We start from the raw sequence: 23549 nt of genomic DNA on the forward strand, positions 1-23549 counted from the left end.
CAAATAATGGGGGGTCTAACCCCAATCAAACTGTTTTTTCATAAAAAGTGAAATGAGGTGACACCTTTTTTCGTTTTTTGCGTCTAAATTAAGAACGAATGAGAGGTGATTAGTGTGGAAGATGAAAATTTAGTTGAGTTGGTGTTAGATGGCGATGACGGTGCCTTGGAAACATTACATGCAAGATATTTTCAGCAATTATTTCAATATATTTATATGCAAACTAGTGATTATCATGATTCAGAAGAGATTATTCAGGATGTTTTCTTTAAAATGGCTAGAAATCTAGGGGAATTCGAAGGCAAGTCGAGTTTTAAAACGTGGCTTTTTTCGATAAGTCGGAATACTGTGATTGACTATTACAGGAAGCGAGACAAACATAGAAAAACGATGGCAATGGAGCAGCAGGAACTAGAGAGTTTTACAGACACAGTGAGATCTTCAGAGGAGCAAGTGATACAAAACGGCATGATGGATCAGATTGTTCAAGAATTAAATCGGTTATCACCTGATTACCGGACGGTGCTCCATTTAAGGTTAATGGAAGGATTTTCGACAAAGGAAACAGCGAATATCATGGGGAAAACGACATTTTCGGTAAAATCACTGCAAAAAAGGGCAAGGAAAAAATTGCAGAGCGTGTTAGAAATGAGGTGGACGGATAGTGAAGCAAACATTTAACGGCGATGAGAACAATAATAGGAAAGAGAGCCTAAGTGATGATGAGATCAAAAAAGCGATGACTAAAACGAAGGTAAATCCTAGTGAACGTGCGAAACGAGAAAGTCTATCTAAAGCTATGGAAGGAATCGAGTTTGCCAGGAATAAAGCTTCCAATAGACATCAAAAAGCTCATAGGAAAAACTGGGTAAAAGGAATGGGCGTCACGGGATTAGCAGCGGCAATAATGGCACTGATTATCGTGAATACAGAGGTTTTTCAGGATGCCTTCACTTCAGGTAACGGAACTGGGACTTCCCCTCAAGAAGAGATAGCAGACGAAAATGAGGAACCAGTGACACCCGATGAAGAGAAACGCCCTAAAACCATAGAGATTGTGACATACCCTGAAGGGATGGAAGAAACGAATACGTATCAACTAGTGAATGAAGAGGATTTTCCTTTTACGACGTATATGCCGGATAATTTCATTTCTGAAAGGATGTATGTTGACAATGGATTAGGAATCAAGTTTTCGTCTGAGAATTCGGATGTCATGATGATGGAAATCGTGTTTTTCGATGCGGGGACTTCAGAGGAAGAGGCTCGAGAGTTGGTGAACGAGGAACTGCAACTTCTTGGTGGTGTTGAGGAATTACCAAGCTCTGAAATTGAGGTGGATGTTCCCGAGTGGGCGATTGCTTCCTACCATCATTCAGAGGAAAAGTTCGGAATGTTAACGTTAGGAAGTGTTGATGAGCAGTTCTTTTATATTCATGACCAGTATATTATTGAAGCTGGAGATGGCTGGGGGCCACGTAAAGAAGTGATTCTAGAGGAATGGGTATGGAAGGAAACGGGGGAACCTCTGCAGGAAATAGAAGAAGGAGGCGAGGAAACAGGTGACTAACATGGTGTGGAAAAATATCAACAGAAATTGCTTCTTTTTTCGTTGGAATCGCCGTCCTTCGTTGCTTTGAATTGTTTTTTAGAGTGGAAATAGTGGTTATTGCATAAAATTGGGTATCGGACTATTTGTCATTTTGATAAATAGTCGGTACCCTTTTCATATAGGCTGATTTACATAAGCTTTGTTTGGGTATAGAAAAATAGGATGTATATTGAAAAGGTTTTCAATCGTTGGCAGCTAACTTTACGCCACGCGTGTAAAGGGAAAACCACCCTTGACACTTAAATGATGGTGGCGAAAGATAACGCTGTATTTAACAAAAGACGCTTTGCGTTTTTCTTAAAAAAATATAAGGAGTGGTGCATGCATGTCTTTAGTACAAACACAACGGACGATTGGGCAGGTAATGAATGAATTAAAGGAGGATGTAACTTTTCTTCCAAAGATGACGGCGGAAGCTCGGGAAAATGCCTTTGAGTCTGGTAAAGAGATTTTGACTACGACCGACAAGGTGATTAAAAGTTACATACGGGTGTCGAAAGATGATGGAAGAATTGTTCGGATTCCCGCCTATCGAATTCAGCACAATGATATCGCTGGTTTTTATAAAGGGGGGATCAGGTACAGTGAGCTAGTAAATGAAGAGGAAGTTGAAAATCTCGCTGTGCTGATGACGTTGAAAAACGCGCTACATGAACTTCCGTACGGAGGGGCGAAAGGCGGAGTTGTCGTTAATCCAAGTGATTACTCTGAGAGAGAGTTAAATTTGATATCGAAAAAATATGTGCAAAGATTTGCTCCGGATATTGGACCGACACATGACATTCCTGCGCCTGATATGGGGACGAACGAACAAGTGATGGACTGGATGGTCGGCGAGTACAAAACGATTCATCCAGGCGAAAACTACATGGGTGCTTTTACAGGGAAAAGCATTGAAAACGGCGGAGCTCAAGGTCGGAGAGAAGCAACGGGTAAAGGAACCTATTACAGTTACACTTGGCTCGTGAATGAGTGGGCGAGAAAACAACCGGATGACTTTTTGCATGATGGAAAAAACATCCACAAACTTCAGTTTGAGAAATTGAAAAACTTGTATACAAAGAGTGATCGTGGCGAGAAAATTTCGATTGCGATTCAGGGGTTTGGTAATGTTGGTTCCGTTGCTGCATTGGAGGCGTATAAGGATAAGAAGTTGCATCATAACGTCATTTCGGTCAGTGATCACCAGGTGACGCTGTTTAATACAGATGGACTGGAAATCGTGAATTTAGTTTCCTATCAAGAAGAAAATGGTCACCTTCCAAGAACAAAAGAAGCATTGGAGAGTGTTGGTGTAAAAGCAGCAATATTAGAGAGAGATGCGATCTTGACGATGGAAATGGATGTGCTTGTTTTAGCCGCGATCGAGGATCAAATCATGGAAGGAAACATGAAAGAAATAAAGGCTGATATTTTGGTTGAGGGAGCCAATGCCCCGATCAATGTAGCTGCGGATACTCATCTTCATCAAAAAGGAAAAGTGGTTATTCCTGATATTTTGGCAAACGCTGGTGGTGTGACAGTATCTTACCTCGAGTGGAAGCAGGATAGAATTACCCAATTATATACAAAAGAAGAAGCTTTAGATGAGATGTATCAGCACATGGCAGCGAGTTGTGAAAAAGTATTCTCCTCGTACTTTTATCGAGAACTGGAAGGCATTCGGAAAACATGTTATCTCCATGCCGCCAAAAGATTGTTCAGCTTGCTTTACAAACACGGGAAGTTGTTTTAATCGACGGTGGCTTCCAAATAATGGGGGGGGCTAATGGGGGGGCAGACCCGCAAATATTTTCCATATCCGCAGTGCGTTTCAGTGGAATTCTCGTTTTTCGGAAGGTAGTATGAAAATGAGATAAGAATTACGAAAGGATGATGAAAAATGGCTTATGATATCGTGGTAATTGGAGCAGGACCTGCTGGAGCTAGTGCGGCACTTTTTGCTGCTAAGACTAGGAAGAAAAACGTTGGTCATTGATAGTGATCAAAGTATTACTAAAAAAGCATGGGTTAAAAATCACTATGGGGTAAGTGAGATTACAGGACCCGATCTTGTGGAAACAGGATTAAACCAGGTGAAAAGTGTTGGCGGAGAAGTGGTCAAGGATAAAGTTTCTAACCTTTCCGGTGAGAAAGGCAACGTTAAGATAGAAACAGAAAATGGCAGCTATGAAGCGAACCATGTTATTTTGGCAACGGGAATGATTGTTGAATTAGCAGAAGCATCAGGCATTAATACAAAAGACGGAACGGAGCCACGAGTGAAGAAAGTGGTTAAAGTTGATGAGCAAGGAAAAACAAACGTGAGCGGCATATGGGCAGCTGGAACATGTGCTGGTCAAAGTGTCCACACGATCATCACGGCTGGGCATGGAGCCTCGGTTGCAATCAATGTGATAAGTGAAATCAATGGAGAACGTTATGTAGATCACGACATTTTAAAATAATAGTCTTTATCAAATTTAAACAAGCGAAAGCCGAATCGTTTATCCGGCTTTCGCTTGTTTTTTTATTTGGGTTAGAAGTATTTTGGGCTAAGAGAGTATGACGGTTGTGATACTTAATGATAAAGGCGACTCTGGGAAAAGGGTGTGGGGTGTGAGTGTCGCTATAGGAATAAGATAGTGCCACCCAGAAGAAGCGTATAGTGTGAATGTAGGCATACGGGTCTAATAGTGACGCTCGGAGCACGAAGGAAAAATGAAAGTCGCTATATGCAACTAATAGTGCCTTCCAAAAGAAATATTCAGTACGACTGTCGCCAATCATCCCTTGTTGGGAATTTATGGGGGGACAGACCCGCAAAAATTTTCCATATTAGGGGTATTTATGACACTTTTTCTGTATAATTAAGTGTGTCGGGTGGTGTGAGGAAGGGGGAATAGGGGATGCTTCGGTTGTTTAGAACTGTTAAACATTATTTTGCCAAGGGTGTAGATCTAGAAAAGCAAGAAGACCAAGATCCGGTATCAATTGCCGATGAATTGTTAAAGGACATGGATCGAGAGTTATCTCACATGCGAGAATCGCTGAATAAACAGATTGCGAGTGAAAAACGGTTGAAACGAAGAGTGGAAGAAGCTTATCTGGAGGTTGGTCAAAGAGAAGCAGATGCGCTTGAGTTTTCACAACAGGATGATGAAAACTCTGCAAAGCTTGCGTTGTTAAAAAAAGAAGAGCTACGGCACCATGCAGCTGAAATGGAGACGTTATTAACCCAAACTCAAATACATAAAAAGGAGCTCCTTCAGCACATGGATGTGCAAACCGCGAATTATCATCGATTACAGGAAAAAAAGCTTCATTTACAAACGAAGCGGAACCAACTGCGGCCTCCAACCGTACATGAAGTAGAGGAACTAAAAGTGCACGAGAAAAGAGTTTCTTCTTTATCCGTTCATCCACACATTGAAAATCCTGAGCAAGAAATGCCACTAAACTCAGGTGATGAACTGCCTGAGAGTCCGACACCGATTAATAGAGCTACTGGAAAACATGGTGTTACTAATGTGGAAGAACGGTTAGAAGAACTTAAGAAATCACTCAAGCAAAAGGAATTAGGTGAGTAGTATGGAGGTATTTGGTTTCCCGATCGAAACACTGTATTTATATGCACTTATTTTAGGTGTGATCCTAACGGTTCTCTTTCTGTTCGTGGGAGACCTACTCGAAGGTCTGTTCAATATTTCAGGCGATGGGGTGATAAACCCGATTACGTTAATAGGTTATATTACTTTATTTGGTGGACTAGGGTACGTGTTGGAGACGGTGACATTCATGAACAGTGGTACGATCATTGTGATAAATGCAGTCATATCGCTTATTGTTATCGTGCTCGTCAATTTTTTCATTGTTATTCCCGTGAAGCGGTCGGAAAAAAATATTTCATACTCTGTTCAAGAATTGAAAGGAACTATAGGTGAAGTATATACAACCATTCCGATTGATGGGTTTGGAGAAATTGTCATTCCGAGAACGCATGGAACGATGAGTAAGCCGGCAAAAAGCTTCGATGGCGATCATTTGCCTGAAGGAACAAAAATTCTTGTCATTGATATTGATGACGAAGGTGTGTTTCTCGTTTCCAAGCATTATGAATGAAGTGAAATTGAGGGAAGAAACGATGTATCTAGTTTTATAAAAAAAAAGTGAAATTCGGTTCAAACTCGGGCATTTTTAGAAAAAAGGAAAGCGTGGACTATTATGAGATAAAAAGGGGATGGATGTATGGAGTTTTTAAGTTCTGCAGTTATTATTGGTATTGTTGTTGCATTTGTATTTCTCGTATTAATAGGTGTTTACTTTACCCGATACCAAACTTCCGGGCCGAACGAAGCCTTGCTTGTTACTGGTAGCTATTTAGGAAAAGGTAAAAATATTTCCGATGATTCCGATGGGAAAAAGATGAAAATTTTGCGTGGGGGCGGGGCCTTTGTCGTACCGGTTTTCCAGCAATATGCAAAATTCAGTTTAGCAAACTATAGCTTAAACATTGTTACGACAGGTGCTTATACAGAGCAAGGGGTACCGGTTTCTGTTGATGGTGTGGCGATTATCAAAGTCGGATCTACGATGGAAGAGATTGCAACAGCGGCAGAACAATACTTAGGTAAATCTACAGAAGAATTTGAAGAAGAAGTCCAAGATGTGCTTCGAGGCCATTTACGTTCTATTCTTGGTTCGATGAGTGTAGAAGATATTAATAATAATCGGGAGCGTTTTAACCAAGAAGTGCAATCGGTAGCATCTCGCGACTTTAATAAAATGGGGTTGGAAATCAAGTCATTTACGCTTCAGGAAGTAACAGATACAGAAGGCTATTTAGACTCACTTGGTAAACCGCGAATTGCTGAAGTGAAGCGAAATGCCGCAGTAGCAGAAGCGGAACGAAAGAAAGAAGCGCGAATAGAGAACGCACGAGCTGAACAAGAAGCGAAGGCACAGGAATTAGTGCGTGATACGGAAATTGCGAATTCTGAGAAAGAAAAGCAATTAAAGATTGCGATCTATAACCGTGAACAGGATCAAGCCAAAGCAGAAGCGGATCAGGCGTATGACTTACAGACAGCCAAATCCAAACAACAAGTTACGGAAGAAGAAATGCAAATTCGCATCATTGAACGAGATAAGCAAATTGAATTGGAAGAGCGTGAGATTAAGCGTCGTGAGAAACAGTATGACGCTGAAGTTCGTAAAAAAGCGGATGCCGATCGTTATGAGCAGGAACAAAAAGCGGAAGCGAATAAAGTCCAGCAAATGCGTGCCGCGGAAGCATCTCAGTATCAAATTGAAGCAGAGGCCAGAGCTCAAGCGGACGCTGAACGTTTACGCGGGGAAGCCGATGCTAGTGTTATTCGCAACCGTGGTGAAGCGGAAGCAATGGTTATTCTTAAAAAAGGTGAAGCCGAAGCAGAAGCGAAGAAAATGCTTGCAGAGGCATTCGATAAATACGGCGATGCAGCGAAACTCAGCATGATTCTTGAAATGCTGCCAGCTTACGCGCGAGAAATTGCTGCACCTCTTAGTGCGATTGATAGTGTGACCGTTGTTGATACTGGTGGAAGCAGTAAAGATGGTGGAGGTGGAGCCGGAAAAATGTCCAGTTATGTGACAGATTTGATGGCAACACTACCGGAGAACCTTAAGGCAGCATCAGGGATTGACGTCCAAGATTTATTAGAGAATTTCTCTGGAAAAGGAAATGTAAAACAAAGCATGGATGAATTAACAGAGCAACTATCGGCTCAAAACCAAAGTGGGGAAGCATCTGCAAATTCGGAAGTTACGAACACAGATACACCTAGTAATTCTTAAGTTAATGATAGATTAATAGTTTTCTATGAGTAAAAGCGACGGAATAAGCTCCGTCGCTTTTATTTTTGAACAGTTAAGAACTTATAAAATTCTTTTTGAGAGATTGTTGTATGCTTTTGAACAGAGGTACTCGAATTCGCTCTAGATGCCTGATTTCGGTGGGCAATGCCCCCTTGAAAATGTTATTCTAGTAAAGGAGTTTCTTTTTTGTCATTTTCGGTGTAAAAACTTTCAGCAACGATGAGGTTAGCATTTTCTTCAGAAATTGTCGCTAAACTTTTTTTCGCGGCTTCCTTTAAATAGTCATCATAAAAATCTGTTAAAAAATCTCGATTCGCATGTTTATCAAGATCTTTTTCCACAAATTCTTTATAGAGAACCACTGAATCTTCCGAGAAAAACTGGAGAACCTTTGTGGTGGTTAAAAACGAATGATTCGTTTTAGCAAGATAATTTTTATAACTGCTCCAATAATATTTCTCTGGAGAATCAACGATATTTGCCATATATGGGTTTAAATGAATGTATTTACTGACTTCCAAAAAATAAGTGGTGTTACGAATAAGGAGCGCATGATATCTTCCACTAAAAACATGTCCACTAAGGTCGTGACGTTTGTTAAAATAGATAGCATACAGGGAATGTAGTCGTTTCATAATTTTTTTACTATGGTAATCTGTTGTTTCCATTAGAAGGTGAATGTGATTGGTCATCAGGCAGTATGCATGAATTCTAAACGGGAATTCCTGATGTACTTCTGAGAGGAGAGCGAGATACTTGAGGCGGTCAGCGTCATCATAAAATATCGCACTTCGACGATTACCTCTACTTGTAATATGATATGTTGCACCTGGGTACCAAATTCTCGGTTTTCTACCCATACATATTTCACACCTTTCACTTGCTGAAATGGGATAAAGATGGTAAGTCATTTGGAAGTTAATCAAATTAAAAGGAAAGACGAAGGTCAAACTGGGGAAAAACATTTATTCGGTCGTAAAATAACAAATAAAAACGAATAATAGAGTAATGTCATTGCTCTAAAAGATAGGATTCGACACTAAACTCAAAAATCCTTCTATTTAGTGAAAATAAATAAAAGGAAAATAATGGGGGGGGCTGCCCCCCCAGAAATTAGGAAGCGATGATATGACAATTTTTATTACGGTTGTGTTGCCTGTGTTGCTTGTGTTTGTTGCAGGTTATGTGGTGCAGAAGTGGCGTAAGGTGGACATTAAACCAGTCTCAACAGTAGCAATCTATATTTTGACTCCAGCACTAGTATTTGAAACGTTTTATTATGCAGAAATGAATATTCAGTATGCTTATATGATTGCTTTTGCGTTGATCTTACTTTTCGCACTAATTATTATTACAAAAGTATATTCATGGAAAATGAAATATTCTGCTAGCACGGAAAGTGGTCTTATCCTCTCGACGGCATTTATGAATTCTGGTAACTATGGGGCACCAATTATCCTCTTTGCATATGGGGAGGCGGGATTTGCCTTTGCGATTTCGTTCATGGTTTTACAAGCGGTAATTATGAATTTCTTTGGTATTTACTATGCTGCCAGAGGAGTATCCGGGATGAGAACTGCTTTAAAAGTTCTCATGAAAATGCCTGTGACATATTCCATGCTCTTAGTGATTCCACTAAAATTTTTTGATATCCCGATGCCGAGTACCATCATGCAGCCGGTTGAATTAATCTCCCAAGCTGCCATTCCAATTGTCATGTTGATTTTAGGTATGCAGTTAGCAAGAATTGAATGGGGAAATTCCGCATGGGGAAAGGTTTCCTACGGGGTTATCGTAAGACTAGTTATTTCACCGATCATTGCTTACGGAATAACCTTGATGATGCCGATGGACCCGTTGCTGGCAGACGTTCTTATCGTCTCTGCTGCGATGCCATCCGCAGCAACAATCGTCATGTTTGCAGTAGAGTTTGATGCAGAACCAAAATTAGTATCCAGTACAACCCTGATCACAACCTTATTAAGCGTCGTTACCATTACGCTGATCTTAACAATATTAGGGTAGGTTTTGAGTCATTTGTAAAAAAAATGGGGGGTCTGACCCCAAAAATGGACCCCAAAAATGAAACGGATTGGAGGGGAAGGCATGTTTAAAAGAATGTTTGTAATTTTGGTTACAGGTTTCTTGGTTTGGAAAGTGATTCTTCCATTTTTAAAGAATCAGCTGCAGTTGGAGGTAGCTGTTGAGCAAGACGAACTGGATGAAACAAGACCGTTGATAAACGATAAAATCGAACCTAACAGCGAGGAAGCAGTATTTTTGAAAAAGTCAGCTCCCTCTGATTTGCGTGTTTCTGAAGAAAGTTTCCTAGAAGAGGTTGCTAGTGTTTCGATTAATCAGGCAAACCTTGAGGAACTTTTAAAACTTCCTGGCGTTGGCGCTGATTTGGGCTCTAAAATACTTGACTATCGTAAGCTCAACGGAGACTTTCAAGATAAAAAAGAGTTGCTTGCAGTCCCTGGCATTGGTGAAAAGAAGCTATTGGTTATGGAAGATTCTTTTCATATTTAATAGATTGTTTGATAGTGACTCGTTTAGTACATAAAAAGACGTCTCATTTTTCCTTAGCGAAGGAATGAGACGTCTTTTTGGATAGATAAGAATTTATAAAATTAGCACCTACAAAAGTAGCACATCGAAAACGAGAGCATAGGCGAAAAAATCCGAGAGACTCCTGTGGAAGAGCACGCTATATTTAATAAAAGACGCTACACGTTTTTCTTAGAAGTGGTTGCTCGAATTTGCTCTAGGACGGACGCTTTCCGCAGGGTAAATGCTTCAGCCTTCGCTAGAAAAAAGTTTTCCACTAGCAGTTGCCTTCCTGCAGGAGTCTGCGTCTTCGTTTTCATGCTTGTTGTTTGTTCATGTCAAACCTGTTTTTCCAAATAACTTTGGCCGACTTGTTGAATGGTGGCTTGTCCATTTGTTAGGTTTTGCATCCACTCTTGAAATGACTCTTCGTCACCGTCTTTTACAAAGGCTTCTAACGTGACTTGTTCTAGGTAATCGATCGTTTTCAATTTGAATTGGGAGGAGCGGATTTCGTTTTCCACCTTACCAAGCAACGTGTAATCGAACGTACTTGAGTAAATGCTCATTAATTGTCTTTCTACAACCCCGGTTGTATTAATGCCTTCACTCGTGGCAGATCCATAAGCGCGAATGAGACCGCCGGCACCGAGTTTAATGCCCCCGAAGTACCGTGTAACGACAACGACAATGTCTTTTAACTTACGCTGTTTTAATACTTCCAGCATAGGTACTCCTGCTGTTCCAGACGGTTCTCCATCATCGTTCGCCTTTTGGATTAAATCCTGTTCTCCGATCATATAGCAGGAACAGTTATGATTCGCATCCCTATGCTTTTTTTTAATGGAGTCTATGAAATTCCGAGCCTCGTCCTCAGAGGTAACTCTTTGCACATAAGCAATAAATCGTGACTTTTGAATGGTTAATTCATGTTCACCATAGCCTTTTACAGTATAATAAGACGGTAGCATGTTTTATCTCTCCCAGGTAAGCAAATGTGTAGTAAGACTCACAAATTGTTTAAAATTATATAAAAATAGGCAAAACATGATGATAGTTAATAAAATTAGGGTATGATGTAATACTAGGGGATGTCAAGCGTCGCAGCCTAAAACTTGAAGTAGACATCTTTCTATCATCGTATCATATCCGAATAAGTGGTATATGAGAACTATATATTATTTATTTATCAGAATAGCTACTCTTGTGAGAAAAAGGGCATGTTATTAGGATGAGGAAAAACATCAAAAGAAAATTATGGGGAATTAGTGAACCAATTGTCGGATTACCCCCATAAAGCAAACGAACCGTACGATTAGTCATTAGAGCATACCGCTCAAAAACAACTTTTTTCACTTGCCATGAGCTCCTCTACTAAAATGAAGGAAATTTTAATAGATAGACGGTTCCTTTGATTCAGAGCTGAAGAAAGCGAGGGTTTGGATTGAATTCCGTTCAACCGATTGAAACAATATTAGATAAAATGATGGAAACAGTGGGTCAAAGTAAAGTCGATATTTTTGAAATTGGCGAAGACTCACGGACAGAGTACGAGTCCCTGAAAAAAGAACTAGTCGATATTCAAAAAAACGTCATTCACATGATAGAGAAATCGGAAAAAACAGAGCTCCATTCCCGTTTCGCAAGGAACAGACTAGCCGAAGTGAGCAAACATTTTGCCAATTTTTCCGACGTCGAAGTAAAAGAAGCTTACGAACAAGCTAATGACTTCCAAGTTCAATTAGCCGTTCACCAACAAGAAGAAAAGCAACTGAGAGAACGTCGCAATCAAATTGAACGAAGGCTCATGAAATTGGGAGAAACAATGGAAAGAGCCGATCACCTTATAAACCAAATTAATGTCGTTATTAACTATTTAACAGGTGATTTGCAGCATGTTTCTGAAATGGTAGCTGATGCAGAAGAAATGCAGCAATTTGGATTGAAAATTATTCATGCACAAGAAGAAGAACGAAAAAAACTATCCCGTGAGATTCATGACGGTCCTGCTCAATCAATGGCCAATGTTATGCTGCGTTCGGAAATTGTTGAGAGAGTATTAGACACTGAAGGGATAGAACAAGCTCGAATAGAAATTCGTGATTTGCGTGTGATGGTGAAGGATTCATTAAGTGAAGTCCGTAGAATCATTTATGATTTACGTCCCATGACGCTAGATGATTTAGGACTTCTGCCGACACTGGCTAAATACTTAAGGAATGTTGAGCAACGTACAGGAATTTCAATAACGTTTAAAACGATGGGAAAAGAACAACGATTCCCTACTCATATGGAAGTTGCTATTTTTCGGTTTATACAAGAAGCCGTTCAAAATGCCTGTAAACATGCAGACCCAACGAACATTGTTGTAAAGCTAGAAATGAAGGCTGAGAGAATTACAATGGTTATTAAAGATGATGGTAAAGGATTCGATATTATCACGAAAAAAGAAGGTAGTTTTGGCCTTATAGGGATGAAGGAACGGGTTCATATGTTAGAAGGAAAGTTGAATATTGACTCTAAACCTAATGTCGGTACGTTAATTATTGTTCAGATACCTCTTGCAATAGTGTGATTTTTTTAGTATAAAAGAACTATGTATTTCCGTTTTTTGTCGGGAAGAAATGCATGAGAGATTTGCGCAATTGCTTAGTTTAGACATACTTTTCTAAAGGAAAATGTAGCATTTCCTTATCACCTCTAGAATGCACTTTACAACAGACACAATACATCATAGACATTATATAACTAATAAATTTTAGGAGGATATTAACATGGAAAACGAACATAAATTAAAAATTATTTTGATTGACGATCACCAGTTATTCAGGGAGGGAGTAAAACGAATCCTTTCTATGGAAGAGAACTTTGAGGTTGTTGCGGAAGGAAGCGACGGCTCAGACGTTGTTGATTTAGTACGCCAAAATCAGCCGGATGTCGTTCTAATGGATATTAACATGCCGAATGTTAACGGAATGGAAGCGACAAAAAGTCTTGTTGAAACATTTCCGAACGTTAAGGTCCTTATTCTTTCCATTCATGATGATGAAACGTATGTAACTGCTGTACTGAAAACAGGTGCATCTGGTTATCTACTGAAAGAAATGGATACAGAAGCGCTCATAGAAGCCGTGAAGGTTGTTGGAGACGGTGGAGCGTACATTCATCCTAAAGTGACACATAACCTGATCAATGAGTACCGTCGTCTTGCATCAGATAATGGTCCAGAAACAGAAATTGGCTTTAGAGAAGTAGAATACCGTCGTCCACTCCATTTATTAACGCGACGTGAGTGTGAAGTTCTTCAGCTGATGACTGACGGGAAAAGTAACCGGTCAATCGGAGAAGCTCTTTATATTAGTGAGAAAACAGTTAAAAACCATGTAAGTAACATTTTACAAAAAATGAGTATGAATGACCGCACACAAGCTGTTGTAGATGCCATTAAAAACGGTTGGGTAAAAGTAAATTAATTTTATTTTTCATCGACATGCACTCGCATTAGCGGGTGCATGTTTTTTGTTTTCAAGTAAACAAGGATAGAATAATGGGGGGGGGTCTGACCCCAAGAAGATCGACCCAAAAAGGATCCTAAAAGAGGCCTTGAAAGAAAAAGAACCTGAAAAAGTCGTCGAATCATAAGAGGTTTGCACAGTATATGAAGATAAGCGTAGACAATGGGACCTGTCAGTTGGTAGTATAAGTATAATGCTTCAAATATGACAGATGTCATTTTTAACAAGACAAGTTGACAGCTATCTTTACGCCACATGCATCAAGGGAAGTTCGCTCTTGATGCTCAAATGATATTGGCTTTAAAGATCACGCTGTATTTAATAAAAGACGGCTTTGCCGTTTTTATTAATGAAATTTAGAAAAGAGAGAAGTGAGAAAACCTAGATGAGTAAAATAGCTATAGTTACAGATAGCACAGCATACATACCAAAAGAATTACGGGAAGAACATCACATAATTATGGTACCCCTAGATGTTAACTTCGGTGAAGAAACGTATAAAGAAGAATGGGAAATTACCACGGAAGAATTTTATGCGAAAATGAAACAAGTCGAAAATCTTCCGACAACCTCGCAACCAGCCATCGGTCTATTCGAAGAAAAATTCCAAGAGCTAGCAGAAAATCACGAGGAAATCATCGTCATTACGCTTTCAAGTGGGATAAGTGGGACACATCAAACAGCACTTGCAGCTGGAAACATGACTGATGGTGTAGAGGTTCATTTGTTTGATTCGGAAGTAAGCTGTATGGTGCAAGGCTTTTATGTTCTATCTGCGGCAAAAATGGCGGAACAAAATTACAGTTCAAAAGAGATACTTGATCATTTATACGACATGAAAAACAACATACAAGCTTATTTTATCGCGGATGATCTCAATCACTTGCATCGTGGAGGTCGATTAAATGGCGCGCAATTATTTGTAGGCAGTCTCTTGAAGATAAAACCTGTGCTACATTTTAAAGAAAAAATTATTGTCCCGTATGAAAAGGTTCGTACGGCTAAAAAGGCGTTAGCAAGGATATATTCGATACTAGACAAGGACGCGAAAAATGGAAATCCTCTTGATATTACAGTGATTCACGGAAATTGTCCGGATAAGGCAGCTGTAATTGCGGAAGAATTGCAGGCGAAATATCCGAATTCGAATGTTTCTATTAGTTATTTCGGGCCGGTAATCGGTACTCATTTAGGTGAAGGTAGTCTTGGTATAGGTTGGGTTGATTCGCGGATAAAATAGAAGTTTTGTGTTTTAATTAGAACTTACTAGGGAAAGGAATGTACTTGAATTAGCTTTAGGTGGACGCTCTCCGCGGGGCAACACCTTTGCTTCTTCAAGCCTATTTTTCCGAGATTCATTCTTCTTTTAAAAAATAATTTTACAGATATCTTTAAAGAAGTATACTAAAACTATAAATGACCAAATGTTTATCTTCATCGCTATTCCCCCACCCCTTACAATCCCATAAAGGAGGCGCATCCCATGCGTTTTTATGTTTTACCTCTCTCCGAATCCACTTTGGAAAATCACAAGTATGCTGTGTATTTACCTCATGATCCTCAAGGGCTCGCTTATTGGCTTATTCCTGAACAACTACTTGAACCCATGACAGAATTGCCTCTCACTCGACTATCCGACTATGAAACTGCCATTGCAAATCCTAAAGTAAATCAAACGTTTGTCTCTAATCCAAACTTGGAAGCAATGTTACGGGGGAGGCGATTACTTTTAGATGAAGTAACTGCAATGTTTTCGCTGCAGGAGATTCATGAGCATGTTTGCCACGGTTATATTCACTATTCTGCTGGCATAGTTCCGCAATCTCGCAAACTAGCATGTTCACGCTGTGGAACTTCGGATCCTTTTCTGTTAGCTCAGATCGAATGTGCAAGGTGTAATGACATGTGTACGTATTGTCGCAGTTGCATTTTGATGGGGCGAGTCAATTCGTGCACACCTTTTCTTACTTGGCATGGGACGCAGCAGTTAAATGATACGAAAATGCCTCGGCTCGGCTGGCAAGGGGAACTATCACCAGCCCAGAAAAAAGCAGCGGATGCGCTTGTGAATGAGGTCAACACACCGCTTACAGAAAATCGTTCGTTCCTGACCTGGGCAGTTTGTGGAGCAGGGAAAACGGAAATGTTGTTCCCGGCTATTTTGGCTGGTCTTGAAGCTAAAAAACCTGTTCTTATTGCTACACCCCGGACAGATGTGGTCTTAGAACTGTTGCCGAGACTTCGGACGGCGTTTCCGAATACGGTTGTTGAAGGTTTTTATGGCGGGGCGGATGATCGCTATGCTAAAGCCCAGCTTTTGATTGCTACGACCCACCAACTACTCCGTTACCATAATTATTTTCCGAATGTGATCATTGATGAAGTCGATGCGTTTCCATTTAGCTATGATGAAAAACTTCATTTTGCCGTGAAAAAAGCAAGCTTGAGTCCTAGTTTGACAATCTATTTAACGGCCACCCCTCCAAAAGAATTAAAAAGCGCAGCAGAAAACGGAAAAATTCCTCATGTAAAGGTCCCAAGAAGGTATCACGGTCATCCCCTTCCTGTTCCAAAACTGATGTGGATTGGAAATTGGATGAAAAACCTTCAACGAAAAAAGAAGCTCCCTTACCATCTCCTCCATTGGATTAAGCAAACCTTAGAACGTAAAAAACAAGTATTTTTATTTTTACCAAGAATTGATCTCCAACCTGCTGTAGTCGCAGCACTTCGCCACGTTTTTCCGGAGGTAAGTACCGATTCGGTATACGCCAATGATGAAGAACGACGAGAGAAAGTCATGCGTTATCGGGAGGGGAAGATTCGCATTTTAGTAACAACGACGATATTGGAAAGAGGAGTCACAGTGAAAGGAGTTCAAGTAGGTGTGTTAGGCGCAGAAGACCGGATTTTTACAGAATCAGCACTCGTGCAAATTGCCGGACGGGTCGGACGAAGTGCGGATGAGCCAACAGGAGATGTCATCTTTTTTCATCACGGAAAAACGACAGCGATGGTTGAGGCGATACGACACATAGAAGCGATGAATCAAGAAAAATAACGAGAGTGAGGCGTTAACTAAGATGCATTGGCGAGAACATGTACAAGCAAATAATCGATGTGTGTATTGCCTCGAACGGTTCCACGAGGATGTGAGTTGGTCGTGGTTGTTGGGGATCACACAAGAAAGTATTCTCTGCCCTGATTGTGCAGAAAAGTTGGAGCGAATCACTGATATCAGCTGTGAAATGTGCGGCCGGCCTGCTTTAAGCAAGGAAGAATCTCGTCATGCCAGCTTTAAAGCTGAGCCGGAAAAACAATGTCACGATTGCCTGCTATGGAAGGGGAAAGGGGGAATTATGCCTGTGCAACATCGTGCATTATACACGTATACACCTTTTCTGCAAGAAGTCATTGCCCGGTTTAAGTATCGGGGGGATGCTGAGATTGCACGCTTATTTTCTGGTGACTTGAAAAAAGCAAGTCGGGAGCTAGGGCATATAGACATTGTGACAGTGATTCCATTAATGGAGGAAAGGTTATGGGAACGAGGTTTCAATCAAGGACTTTTGCTTGCAGAGAAGTTTCCATATGTGGAATTATTGGAACGGACTGGAGCGGCGGAAAAACAAAGTAAACGTCATCGGCAAGCTAGAATAGAAGCTTTGGATGGCGTCTTTCAATTGACTGAAAAAGGAATGAATGTGTCCTATGATGGTAAGCGAATCCTCCTCATTGATGATATTTATACAACCGGGGCGACACTGCATGCTGCAGCAAGTGTTTTCTATACAAACGGAGCAAAAGAAATATTTGGTCTTACAGTAGCCCGAGCGACAGGAAGTTTGAAAAAAACATTCAACACTTAGCGAAATATGTCGATATATAAGAAAAGTGAAAACTGGCTTGGTCATCGACGTAAGAGCTGGAGTAAAGAGGAGTGATTAGAATGGCGGAATTGGTCAATTGTCCAAACTGCGGAAAGCTTTATGTGAAGGCATTACGCTCGGTTTGTGATGTGTGTGCACGAGAAGTGGAAAACAAGTTTGATATCGTTTATAAATTTATTCGCAGACGAGAGAATAGAAAAGCAACATTAGACGAAGTGGTTGAGGGGACAGAGGTCGAAAAAGATATGATTGTTCGATTTATCCGCGAAGGACGACTTCATGTCTCACAATTTCCTAATCTAGGGTATCCATGTGCAAAATGTGGAAAAAACATCAATGATGGTAAACTTTGCGGGGATTGTACGGACGGATTTAGTCGTGATCTTGAAGCAGGAGATCGACAAAAAGCGTATGAGAAAAGAAAAGAGGATCGGGAAAAGGCGAAGTATCAAACCTACTCATCCATGAACGACCGCTTAAACCGTAATCGATAAAATTATAAGTAAAAGCGTTCATAAATATGGACGCTTTTTTAGATGGTAATTTATAAAATTAGCAGCTACCTTCACGCCGCGCGTATCAAGGGAAACCCATCCTTGATACTTAAAAGATGGCGGCGGAAGCTGACGCTGTATTTAACAAAAGACGGCTCTGCCGTTTTTCTTTTGGGGAAAAATGGCGGGTCTGACCCCTTTTAAAAGGAAATGAGTGTTTTTGTGGTAAAATAGACTATTCTTAAATGTTTTTTTGACTGAATAGTAAAGATTGGCGGGGAATAACCGATATAGTTAGTAGAGGTTATAAAAGGTGTAAGTGGTGGTGACTTCGGTTAGTGCTGTATACCTTACCATAGGAGAATACCATATTCATTAATAGGATTGAAGGAGGTGCGTAACCATGAAAATAAATCCGATGCATTCCGTAAAAGCGTATCAGAAGAGTCAAGAAGTCCAAGAGCGCCAAAAAAAGGACCATGTAAAAAAGCAGGATCAAGTGGAAATTTCACCTGAAGCAAAAAAACTAGCTAATACACCTGGAATTTCTGCGGATCGAATGGAACGCGTACAAGAGGTAAAAGAGCAAGTTAACAATGGCACGTATAAAGTGAACCCTGAAGAGGTAGCAAAGAAGCTTTATGATTTTTGGAATAAATAAACAGAAGTGAGGTGTTTGACATGGTGCAGGAGCTTATCCAAATTTTCCAGGCAATGACGGTTGTTCATGAACGTTTTAATGAGCAGGCTTTTAAAAAAGAGGAAGTCATTAAAAAAGGGGATATGGCTGGTCTTGACCAAGTCTTAAAGGGTGAGTCCGCATTAATTCAGCACCTCCGAAAGCTTGAGAATACGCGACAACATCTTATTCAGCAATGGATGGATGAAAAGGGACTGGTGAAAGAGAACGTAACGATGGATCAACTACTTCCTCTCTTACCTGAAAAAGAGCGGGAGGATTTGAGTAATTGGCAAAACCGATTAGTCATTGAGATTCAAAAACTTAAAGAGCAAAATGAATTGAATCGCCAAATGTTAGAGGACTCGTTGCGCTTTGTGAACCTTTCCCTTGATGCCATGCATCCGCAGAATCAATTCTCCAGTTATTCTGGTACTGGGGAAAATGAAGATGAGGATGATTTTGATCCGGGTAAACGATCGTTGTTTGATTCAAAAGTATAAAATAAGAAAAATCCGCAAAGCGGTTTTTCTTATCAAGACAATATGACAGCTACCTTTACGCCACGCGTGTCAAGGGAAACCTGCCTTGACACTTAAATGAGGGTGGCGAAAGCTAACGCTGTATTTACTAAAAGACGCTACGCGTTTTTAATAGGGAGAGAATAGGATGCTTTCGACATTTCATGGATTAGAAACTGCTCGCCGTGCTTTGAGCATGCATCAATCAGCATTAAATACAACGGGACATAATATTGCAAATGCAAATACACCAGGCTATTCCAGACAGCGTGTGAACTTCACACAAACGGAAGCCTTTCCGAAACCCGCGTTTAACAAGCCGGGAATTCCTGGACAGTTGGGGACAGGTGTAAAAGCGGGAGAAATTCAACGCGTTCGTGAAGAGTTTTTGGATCAGCAATTTCGCGGGGAAAACAATAAACATGGTTATTGGGAAACTCGGCAAAAGTCTCTCGAAAAAATGGAAGATGTAATGAATGAATTGTCTGGAAACGGTATTTCAAACGTCATGGATGAATTTTGGAAATCGATGCAGGATCTTGCTGCCAACCCGGAAGATGCCGGTGCTCGTTCCGTTGTTCGTCAATCGGGAATAGCTGTAGCAGATACGTTTAACTATACGTATGAATCATTGGAAGCTATCCAACGTGATTACGGAAAACAAATCGGCATAGAGCAAAATCAAATTAATTCAACGCTGAATCAAATAAATGAATTAAACAAACAGATTGCTTCTGTGGAACCTCATGGGTATTTACCGAATGATTTATACGATAAGCGGGATGTGCTCGTTGATGAGCTGTCTCAATTTGTAAATATTAGTGTGGACCGAGTTCCAAGCGGTGGTCAGGCAAAAGCAATGGCTGACGGGAAGTACACAATTTCATTATTAGACCGAAATGGACAAGATACTGGAATTACGTTAGTAGATAGCGAAACAGCGGAATATAACCAGATAGAGGTGCAATTTGCTGACGGAGAAGGTGAATCTGGTCTTGTAACAGGAATTACTTTTACAAATGATAACACGACAATTCCATTTTCTGACTTCGATTCTTCAGGTTCTCTCAAGGCAATGGTCGAAGGATTTGGTTATGAAGATGCAAATGGTGGTCAAGCTGGTATTTATCCTGAGATGATGCGTGACTTGGATCAGATGGTTGCCACATTTGCTGAGGCCTTTAATGAACAGCATCGAGAGGGCATCAGTCTTTCTGAGATACAGGGTGACCTTGGAGTCGGTTTTGAAGGATTTGACTTCTTTGCCTACTCAGATGATTATAACGGTGACGTTCAAGGAGCGGCAAAATATTTAAAAGTTTCAGACGAGATTTTGGCTAGCAGAAACAACATCGCTGCAGCGAAGAATGTTGGTGAGAACGGGGAACGCGTAGGTTTTGCTGGAGATGGTGGAAACGCATTAAACTTAGCAGATGTAAAAGAAGCCTCTCTTAATTTTGGTGGGGACTTGACGAATGTAAACAGTTTCTTTCAAGGAGTGATCGGTGAGATGGCTGTTTCAACGAAAGAAGCTGGCAGATTAACGGATAACTCGGCTTCTTTACGAGACTCTGTTCATGCAAATCGCCAATCAGTAAGTAGTGTATCGCTAGATGAAGAAATGACGAATATGATTCAGTTTCAACATGCGTACAATGCAGCAGCTCGAAATATAACCATGGTTGATGAGATGCTAGATCGCATCATTAACGGAATGGGCGTCGGCGGTCGATAATAATATAAAGTAGGTGAAAGAGATGCGTGTGACACAATCAATGATGGCCAATAGCTCTCTGCGACATTTAGGAAATAGCTTTGAAAATTTGAAAAACTATTCCGATCAATTATCGACAGGGAAGAAAATATCGCGGCCTTCACAGGACCCTGTAGTAGCTATGAATGGTATGCGATACCGTACGCAAGTTGCTGAAACGGAACAGTTTAAGCGCAACTTATCGGAAGCGTATAACTGGATGGACACAGCGGATTCAACGCTTGGTCAGTCAACTGATGCCCTTCAACGAGTTCGAGAACTAACGGTTCAGGCGTCAAATGATTCCTATGAGGAAACGCAACGGGCAAATATTGCTAAAGAAGTAACACAGCTTCGTGAACACTTGGAATCAATGGCAAATACTCGCTCGAATAATAAATATATCTTTAATGGAACAGATACTACGAATCCTCCCGTCAGTGTTGATGATGCGGGGACCTATACTGTCTCTGATAACGAACAAAATGTAGAAATTGAGCTCTTAAAGGGTGTAAAAGTACCAGTTAATATCCGACCGCAAAACGTTTATTCAGAAGAACTATTTCAGGATATCCAAGAGCTGGAGAATGCTTTGAACGACGAGAACACAACGGCAGAGGACTTAACAGCGATGCTTGATGTTCTTGACGTGCATATAAACAACACGGTCAATGAAAGAGCAGAACTTGGTGCCCGTATGAACCGAGTCGAGATGATAGACTCTAGACTTCAGGAACAAGAAGTGATTGCAAAACGGATGATGTCTGATAATGAAGATGCTGAAATTGAGCAAGTCATTACAAAATTGTTGGCGCAGGAGAATGTACACCGAGCAGCACTTTCTTCCACTTCGAAAATTATCCAACCTTCGCTTATGGATTTCTTGAGGTAATTTAGAAGGAAGGGGGCTTCTTGCATGGATCTTGCACGTGTTCAAATTCAGACACAAGATGCCGTTACTGGTATGCAACAGCAACGCCCTTTTCTTTCGATAAGGCAGCGTCCAGCTGATATGACAATCGATCAAGAATTAGGGAGCACTCTAAGTATTAGTACGAATGCTTCTAAGCTTTTCATTGACCAAACGGAAGCTTTCGCTGATGCAAATTTGAAAAGCATTTTTAGAAGGAATGAGGAATTTGTTGCTAAAGCGCAACAAACTGCTTCTCAATACGTGGCAAAAACAGCTCAGCAAGGTGAAATGTTGAAAAAGATTGAAAATGGCACAAATGCGATTCCGCAAATTGCTCAACAAAACGGAACACGAGAACCGAAGCAATACAATCTTGCCATGGTACCAGAGCATATGGGGAAGGTTAAGATCGACTTTCAACCTGCAGAGGTAAGTATTCAATCAAATTGGCAAAAACCAAGTATTCATGTCCGAAAAAATGAACCGGAGATTACCGTCCCACGTTGGGAAACAAACATCTACCTTCAGCAAAAAAACTCCATTCAATTTGATGTCATTGGTGGATCGGTGAATAGACAACTTTAAATGAAAATTTATTCACTTTCTATAAAAACCTGTCGAGTGCTTTAGTAACTCACAGGTTTTTTTATGTTATAAAAGGACTTATGTAGGGAAGAGAAAGATATACACTTTATTTAAACGAACAGAGAGAGGTTAATTTACACGATTTTTTATATTTCCCAAGACAAATTCGACAGGAATCGATATACTATAACTAAGTGAGGAGTGATTTAATTGAATATCAAAACCAAGTATTCAGGTGATGCCGAGATCAAAGAAGAAAATATTATAAATTTTGAACAAGGGATCCCAAGTTTTGAAACGGAGAAGGAATTTATCCTACTTCCTTTCAGTGAAGAACCGAGTGCCTTTTATATTTTACAATCGATACATACAGCGGGATTAGCTTTAGTTGTGATGACACCGTTTTCATTTTTTCCTGACTATACGGCGAAGCTTTCGGATCAGACGATTGAAGCCCTTCAGATAGAAAAAGAAGAGGATGTTGCCTTGTTTGTTGTCCTGACGCTGCGAGACACGTTGGAAACATCGACAGCAAATTTGCGAGGACCTATCGTCATTAATAGTGCTGTTCAACAAGGGAAACAAATCGTATTAAATGAATCAGATTACCATACGAAGCACAACCTGAAAGCATTGGAAGCTTCGGGAAAAAAGGAGGGCTAGGAGATGCTTGTTCTCACTAGAAAGCTTAATGAATCAATTAAGATTGGTGATGATGTTGAGGTTACCGTAATTGGGATAGAAGGAGATCAAGTAAAGCTTGGGATAAATGCACCGAGAAATATTGATATCCATCGAAAAGAAATCTACCTCGCCATCCAGGAAGAAAACACTGCAGCAGCTGCCGGCTCTCTAGATGTTTTAAAACAGTTACAAACATTCACGAAACCAAAGTAACTGCACGTTTCGTTGTTCTATTTAGTGGGAAATTTTTTAAGAGATAGTATAAAATGACAGCTATCTTTACGCCACACGCATCAAGAGAAGTTCGCCCTTGATGCTTAAGTGATGGTGGCTTTAAAGATGACGCTGTATTTAATAAAAGACGGCTATGCCGTTTTTCTACTTAAGATATAAATATAGATAAACTTGTAAACTAGTATCGTTATTTCTCTTAGTAGCTCTGAAATAAGGTACCAAAACAATAAAAGTCCTGCATGCCGAAAGACTATCGAATCTTGTCTAAGAGTCATTACATAGTT

The 23549-nt window shown here is 40.4% G+C and carries 25 protein-coding genes; 23 read left to right on the forward strand and 2 right to left on the reverse strand.

Annotation, left to right across the window (positions count from 1 at the left end; translation table 11 throughout):
* Positions 1-114: 114 nt before the first annotated feature.
* The 8 genes from CEF18_RS22130 (at position 115) to CEF18_RS22160 (ending at position 7426) form a co-directional block, all read left to right on the forward strand.
* Complete coding sequence (locus tag CEF18_RS22130) at positions 115-681, forward strand: RNA polymerase sigma factor (RefSeq protein ID WP_110938652.1); 567 nt, start codon at positions 115-117, stop codon at positions 679-681.
* Positions 665-1570, forward strand: a complete 906-nt coding sequence (locus CEF18_RS22135) for a hypothetical protein (RefSeq protein ID WP_110938653.1) — start codon at positions 665-667, stop codon at positions 1568-1570. The genes CEF18_RS22130 and CEF18_RS22135 overlap by 17 nt, the downstream gene beginning before the upstream one ends.
* A 367-nt stretch (positions 1571-1937) precedes the next feature.
* Positions 1938-3347 (forward strand): Glu/Leu/Phe/Val family dehydrogenase, encoded by a 1410-nt coding sequence (locus tag CEF18_RS22140; RefSeq protein ID WP_110938654.1) that lies wholly within the window; start codon positions 1938-1940, stop codon positions 3345-3347.
* 147 nt (positions 3348-3494) lie between these two features.
* Positions 3495-3590, forward strand: a complete 96-nt coding sequence (locus CEF18_RS27300) for an FAD-dependent oxidoreductase (protein WP_407690430.1) — start codon at positions 3495-3497, stop codon at positions 3588-3590.
* Positions 3580-4059 carry an FAD-dependent oxidoreductase gene (locus CEF18_RS22145; protein ID WP_407690431.1) on the forward strand — a complete coding sequence of 160 codons (480 nt, stop codon included), beginning with the start codon at positions 3580-3582 and terminating at the stop codon, positions 4057-4059. Before CEF18_RS27300 ends, CEF18_RS22145 begins: the two co-directional genes overlap by 11 nt.
* Before the next feature lie 441 nt (positions 4060-4500).
* Positions 4501-5181: a PspA/IM30 family protein gene (locus CEF18_RS22150; RefSeq protein WP_110938655.1), complete on the forward strand. Its 681-nt coding sequence runs from the start codon at positions 4501-4503 to the stop codon at positions 5179-5181.
* A 1-nt stretch (position 5182) separates the two neighbouring features.
* Positions 5183-5713, forward strand: a complete 531-nt coding sequence (locus CEF18_RS22155; protein ID WP_110938656.1) for an NfeD family protein — start codon at positions 5183-5185, stop codon at positions 5711-5713.
* A gap of 126 nt (positions 5714-5839) precedes the next feature.
* Complete coding sequence (locus tag CEF18_RS22160; protein ID WP_110938657.1) at positions 5840-7426, forward strand: flotillin family protein; 1587 nt, start codon at positions 5840-5842, stop codon at positions 7424-7426.
* Between the two features lie 182 nt (positions 7427-7608).
* Here the strand turns inward: CEF18_RS22160 and CEF18_RS22165 are convergent, their stop codons facing one another.
* Entirely contained in the window at positions 7609-8307 is a 699-nt protein-coding gene (locus CEF18_RS22165; protein ID WP_223292431.1) for a transposase, read from the reverse strand.
* 268 nt (positions 8308-8575) lie between these two features.
* On the opposite strand from CEF18_RS22165, the gene CEF18_RS22170 reads away from it, so the two are divergent.
* Together CEF18_RS22170 and CEF18_RS22175 are read left to right on the forward strand one after the other, a co-directional pair.
* Positions 8576-9472: an AEC family transporter gene (locus CEF18_RS22170; protein ID WP_110938658.1), complete on the forward strand. Its 897-nt coding sequence runs from the start codon at positions 8576-8578 to the stop codon at positions 9470-9472.
* Between the two features lie 81 nt (positions 9473-9553).
* Entirely contained in the window at positions 9554-9979 is a 426-nt protein-coding gene (locus CEF18_RS22175; protein WP_183040996.1) for a ComEA family DNA-binding protein, read from the forward strand.
* A gap of 356 nt (positions 9980-10335) precedes the next feature.
* Here CEF18_RS22175 and CEF18_RS22180 read toward each other — a convergent pair whose 3' ends face one another.
* Entirely contained in the window at positions 10336-10968 is a 633-nt protein-coding gene (locus CEF18_RS22180; RefSeq protein ID WP_110938660.1) for a YigZ family protein, read from the reverse strand.
* Between the two features lie 473 nt (positions 10969-11441).
* On the opposite strand from CEF18_RS22180, the gene CEF18_RS22185 reads away from it, so the two are divergent.
* From CEF18_RS22185 to csrA, 13 genes are all read left to right on the forward strand, one after another.
* Positions 11442-12572: a sensor histidine kinase gene (locus CEF18_RS22185; protein ID WP_110938661.1), complete on the forward strand. Its 1131-nt coding sequence runs from the start codon at positions 11442-11444 to the stop codon at positions 12570-12572.
* Positions 12573-12771: 199 nt separating this feature from the next.
* Positions 12772-13470 (forward strand): response regulator, encoded by a 699-nt coding sequence (locus CEF18_RS22190; RefSeq protein ID WP_110938662.1) that lies wholly within the window; start codon positions 12772-12774, stop codon positions 13468-13470.
* A gap of 427 nt (positions 13471-13897) precedes the next feature.
* Complete coding sequence (locus CEF18_RS22195) at positions 13898-14752, forward strand: DegV family protein (protein ID WP_110938663.1); 855 nt, start codon at positions 13898-13900, stop codon at positions 14750-14752.
* Between the two features lie 243 nt (positions 14753-14995).
* Entirely contained in the window at positions 14996-16573 is a 1578-nt protein-coding gene (locus CEF18_RS22200; protein WP_110938664.1) for a DEAD/DEAH box helicase, read from the forward strand.
* Between the two features lie 22 nt (positions 16574-16595).
* On the forward strand, positions 16596-17381 hold the full coding sequence (locus CEF18_RS22205; protein WP_147421978.1) for a ComF family protein: 786 nt from the start codon (positions 16596-16598) through the stop codon (positions 17379-17381).
* 80 nt (positions 17382-17461) lie between these two features.
* Positions 17462-17896: a TIGR03826 family flagellar region protein gene (locus tag CEF18_RS22210; protein ID WP_110938666.1), complete on the forward strand. Its 435-nt coding sequence runs from the start codon at positions 17462-17464 to the stop codon at positions 17894-17896.
* A gap of 403 nt (positions 17897-18299) precedes the next feature.
* Positions 18300-18557 (forward strand): flagellar biosynthesis anti-sigma factor FlgM, encoded by a 258-nt coding sequence (gene flgM / locus CEF18_RS22215; protein WP_110938667.1) that lies wholly within the window; start codon positions 18300-18302, stop codon positions 18555-18557.
* Positions 18558-18577: 20 nt separating this feature from the next.
* Entirely contained in the window at positions 18578-19078 is a 501-nt protein-coding gene (locus CEF18_RS22220) for a flagellar protein FlgN (RefSeq protein ID WP_110938668.1), read from the forward strand.
* Positions 19079-19244: 166 nt separating this feature from the next.
* Complete coding sequence (flgK, locus tag CEF18_RS22225; protein ID WP_110938669.1) at positions 19245-20831, forward strand: flagellar hook-associated protein FlgK; 1587 nt, start codon at positions 19245-19247, stop codon at positions 20829-20831.
* A gap of 22 nt (positions 20832-20853) precedes the next feature.
* A complete protein-coding gene (flgL, locus tag CEF18_RS22230) occupies positions 20854-21741 on the forward strand; it encodes a flagellar hook-associated protein FlgL (protein WP_110938670.1) in 888 nt (295 codons plus the stop codon).
* A gap of 24 nt (positions 21742-21765) precedes the next feature.
* A complete protein-coding gene (locus CEF18_RS22235; RefSeq protein ID WP_110938671.1) occupies positions 21766-22347 on the forward strand; it encodes a DUF6470 family protein in 582 nt (193 codons plus the stop codon).
* A gap of 210 nt (positions 22348-22557) precedes the next feature.
* Positions 22558-23010, forward strand: coding sequence for a flagellar assembly protein FliW (fliW, locus tag CEF18_RS22240; RefSeq protein ID WP_110938672.1), 453 nt, complete (start codon positions 22558-22560; stop codon positions 23008-23010).
* 3 nt (positions 23011-23013) lie between these two features.
* Positions 23014-23244 carry a carbon storage regulator CsrA gene (gene csrA, locus CEF18_RS22245; RefSeq protein WP_110938673.1) on the forward strand — a complete coding sequence of 77 codons (231 nt, stop codon included), beginning with the start codon at positions 23014-23016 and terminating at the stop codon, positions 23242-23244.
* Positions 23245-23549 lie beyond the last annotated feature (305 nt).

The organism is Salipaludibacillus neizhouensis, from assembly GCF_002886185.1.
GTDB classification, from domain to species: Bacteria; Bacillota; Bacilli; order Bacillales; family Salisediminibacteriaceae; genus Salipaludibacillus; species Salipaludibacillus neizhouensis.

Coding starts and splice junctions, on each gene's coding strand:
- CEF18_RS22180 (WP_110938660.1), bottom strand. CDS start 10,968: ATGCTACCGTCTTATTATACTGTAAAAGGCTATGGTGAACATGAATTA.
- CEF18_RS22160 (WP_110938657.1), top strand. CDS start 5,840: ATGGAGTTTTTAAGTTCTGCAGTTATTATTGGTATTGTTGTTGCATTT.
- CEF18_RS22220 (WP_110938668.1), top strand. CDS start 18,578: ATGGTGCAGGAGCTTATCCAAATTTTCCAGGCAATGACGGTTGTTCAT.
- CEF18_RS22165 (WP_223292431.1), bottom strand. CDS start 8,307: ATGGGTAGAAAACCGAGAATTTGGTACCCAGGTGCAACATATCATATT.
- CEF18_RS22150 (WP_110938655.1), top strand. CDS start 4,501: ATGCTTCGGTTGTTTAGAACTGTTAAACATTATTTTGCCAAGGGTGTA.
- CEF18_RS22155 (WP_110938656.1), top strand. CDS start 5,183: ATGGAGGTATTTGGTTTCCCGATCGAAACACTGTATTTATATGCACTT.
- flgM (WP_110938667.1), top strand. CDS start 18,300: ATGAAAATAAATCCGATGCATTCCGTAAAAGCGTATCAGAAGAGTCAA.
- CEF18_RS22170 (WP_110938658.1), top strand. CDS start 8,576: ATGACAATTTTTATTACGGTTGTGTTGCCTGTGTTGCTTGTGTTTGTT.
- csrA (WP_110938673.1), top strand. CDS start 23,014: ATGCTTGTTCTCACTAGAAAGCTTAATGAATCAATTAAGATTGGTGAT.
- CEF18_RS22235 (WP_110938671.1), top strand. CDS start 21,766: ATGGATCTTGCACGTGTTCAAATTCAGACACAAGATGCCGTTACTGGT.
- CEF18_RS22210 (WP_110938666.1), top strand. CDS start 17,462: ATGGCGGAATTGGTCAATTGTCCAAACTGCGGAAAGCTTTATGTGAAG.
- flgK (WP_110938669.1), top strand. CDS start 19,245: ATGCTTTCGACATTTCATGGATTAGAAACTGCTCGCCGTGCTTTGAGC.
- CEF18_RS22195 (WP_110938663.1), top strand. CDS start 13,898: ATGAGTAAAATAGCTATAGTTACAGATAGCACAGCATACATACCAAAA.
- CEF18_RS22140 (WP_110938654.1), top strand. CDS start 1,938: ATGTCTTTAGTACAAACACAACGGACGATTGGGCAGGTAATGAATGAA.
- CEF18_RS22205 (WP_147421978.1), top strand. CDS start 16,596: ATGCATTGGCGAGAACATGTACAAGCAAATAATCGATGTGTGTATTGC.
- CEF18_RS22175 (WP_183040996.1), top strand. CDS start 9,554: ATGTTTAAAAGAATGTTTGTAATTTTGGTTACAGGTTTCTTGGTTTGG.
- CEF18_RS22200 (WP_110938664.1), top strand. CDS start 14,996: ATGCGTTTTTATGTTTTACCTCTCTCCGAATCCACTTTGGAAAATCAC.
- CEF18_RS27300 (WP_407690430.1), top strand. CDS start 3,495: ATGGCTTATGATATCGTGGTAATTGGAGCAGGACCTGCTGGAGCTAGT.
- flgL (WP_110938670.1), top strand. CDS start 20,854: ATGCGTGTGACACAATCAATGATGGCCAATAGCTCTCTGCGACATTTA.
- CEF18_RS22190 (WP_110938662.1), top strand. CDS start 12,772: ATGGAAAACGAACATAAATTAAAAATTATTTTGATTGACGATCACCAG.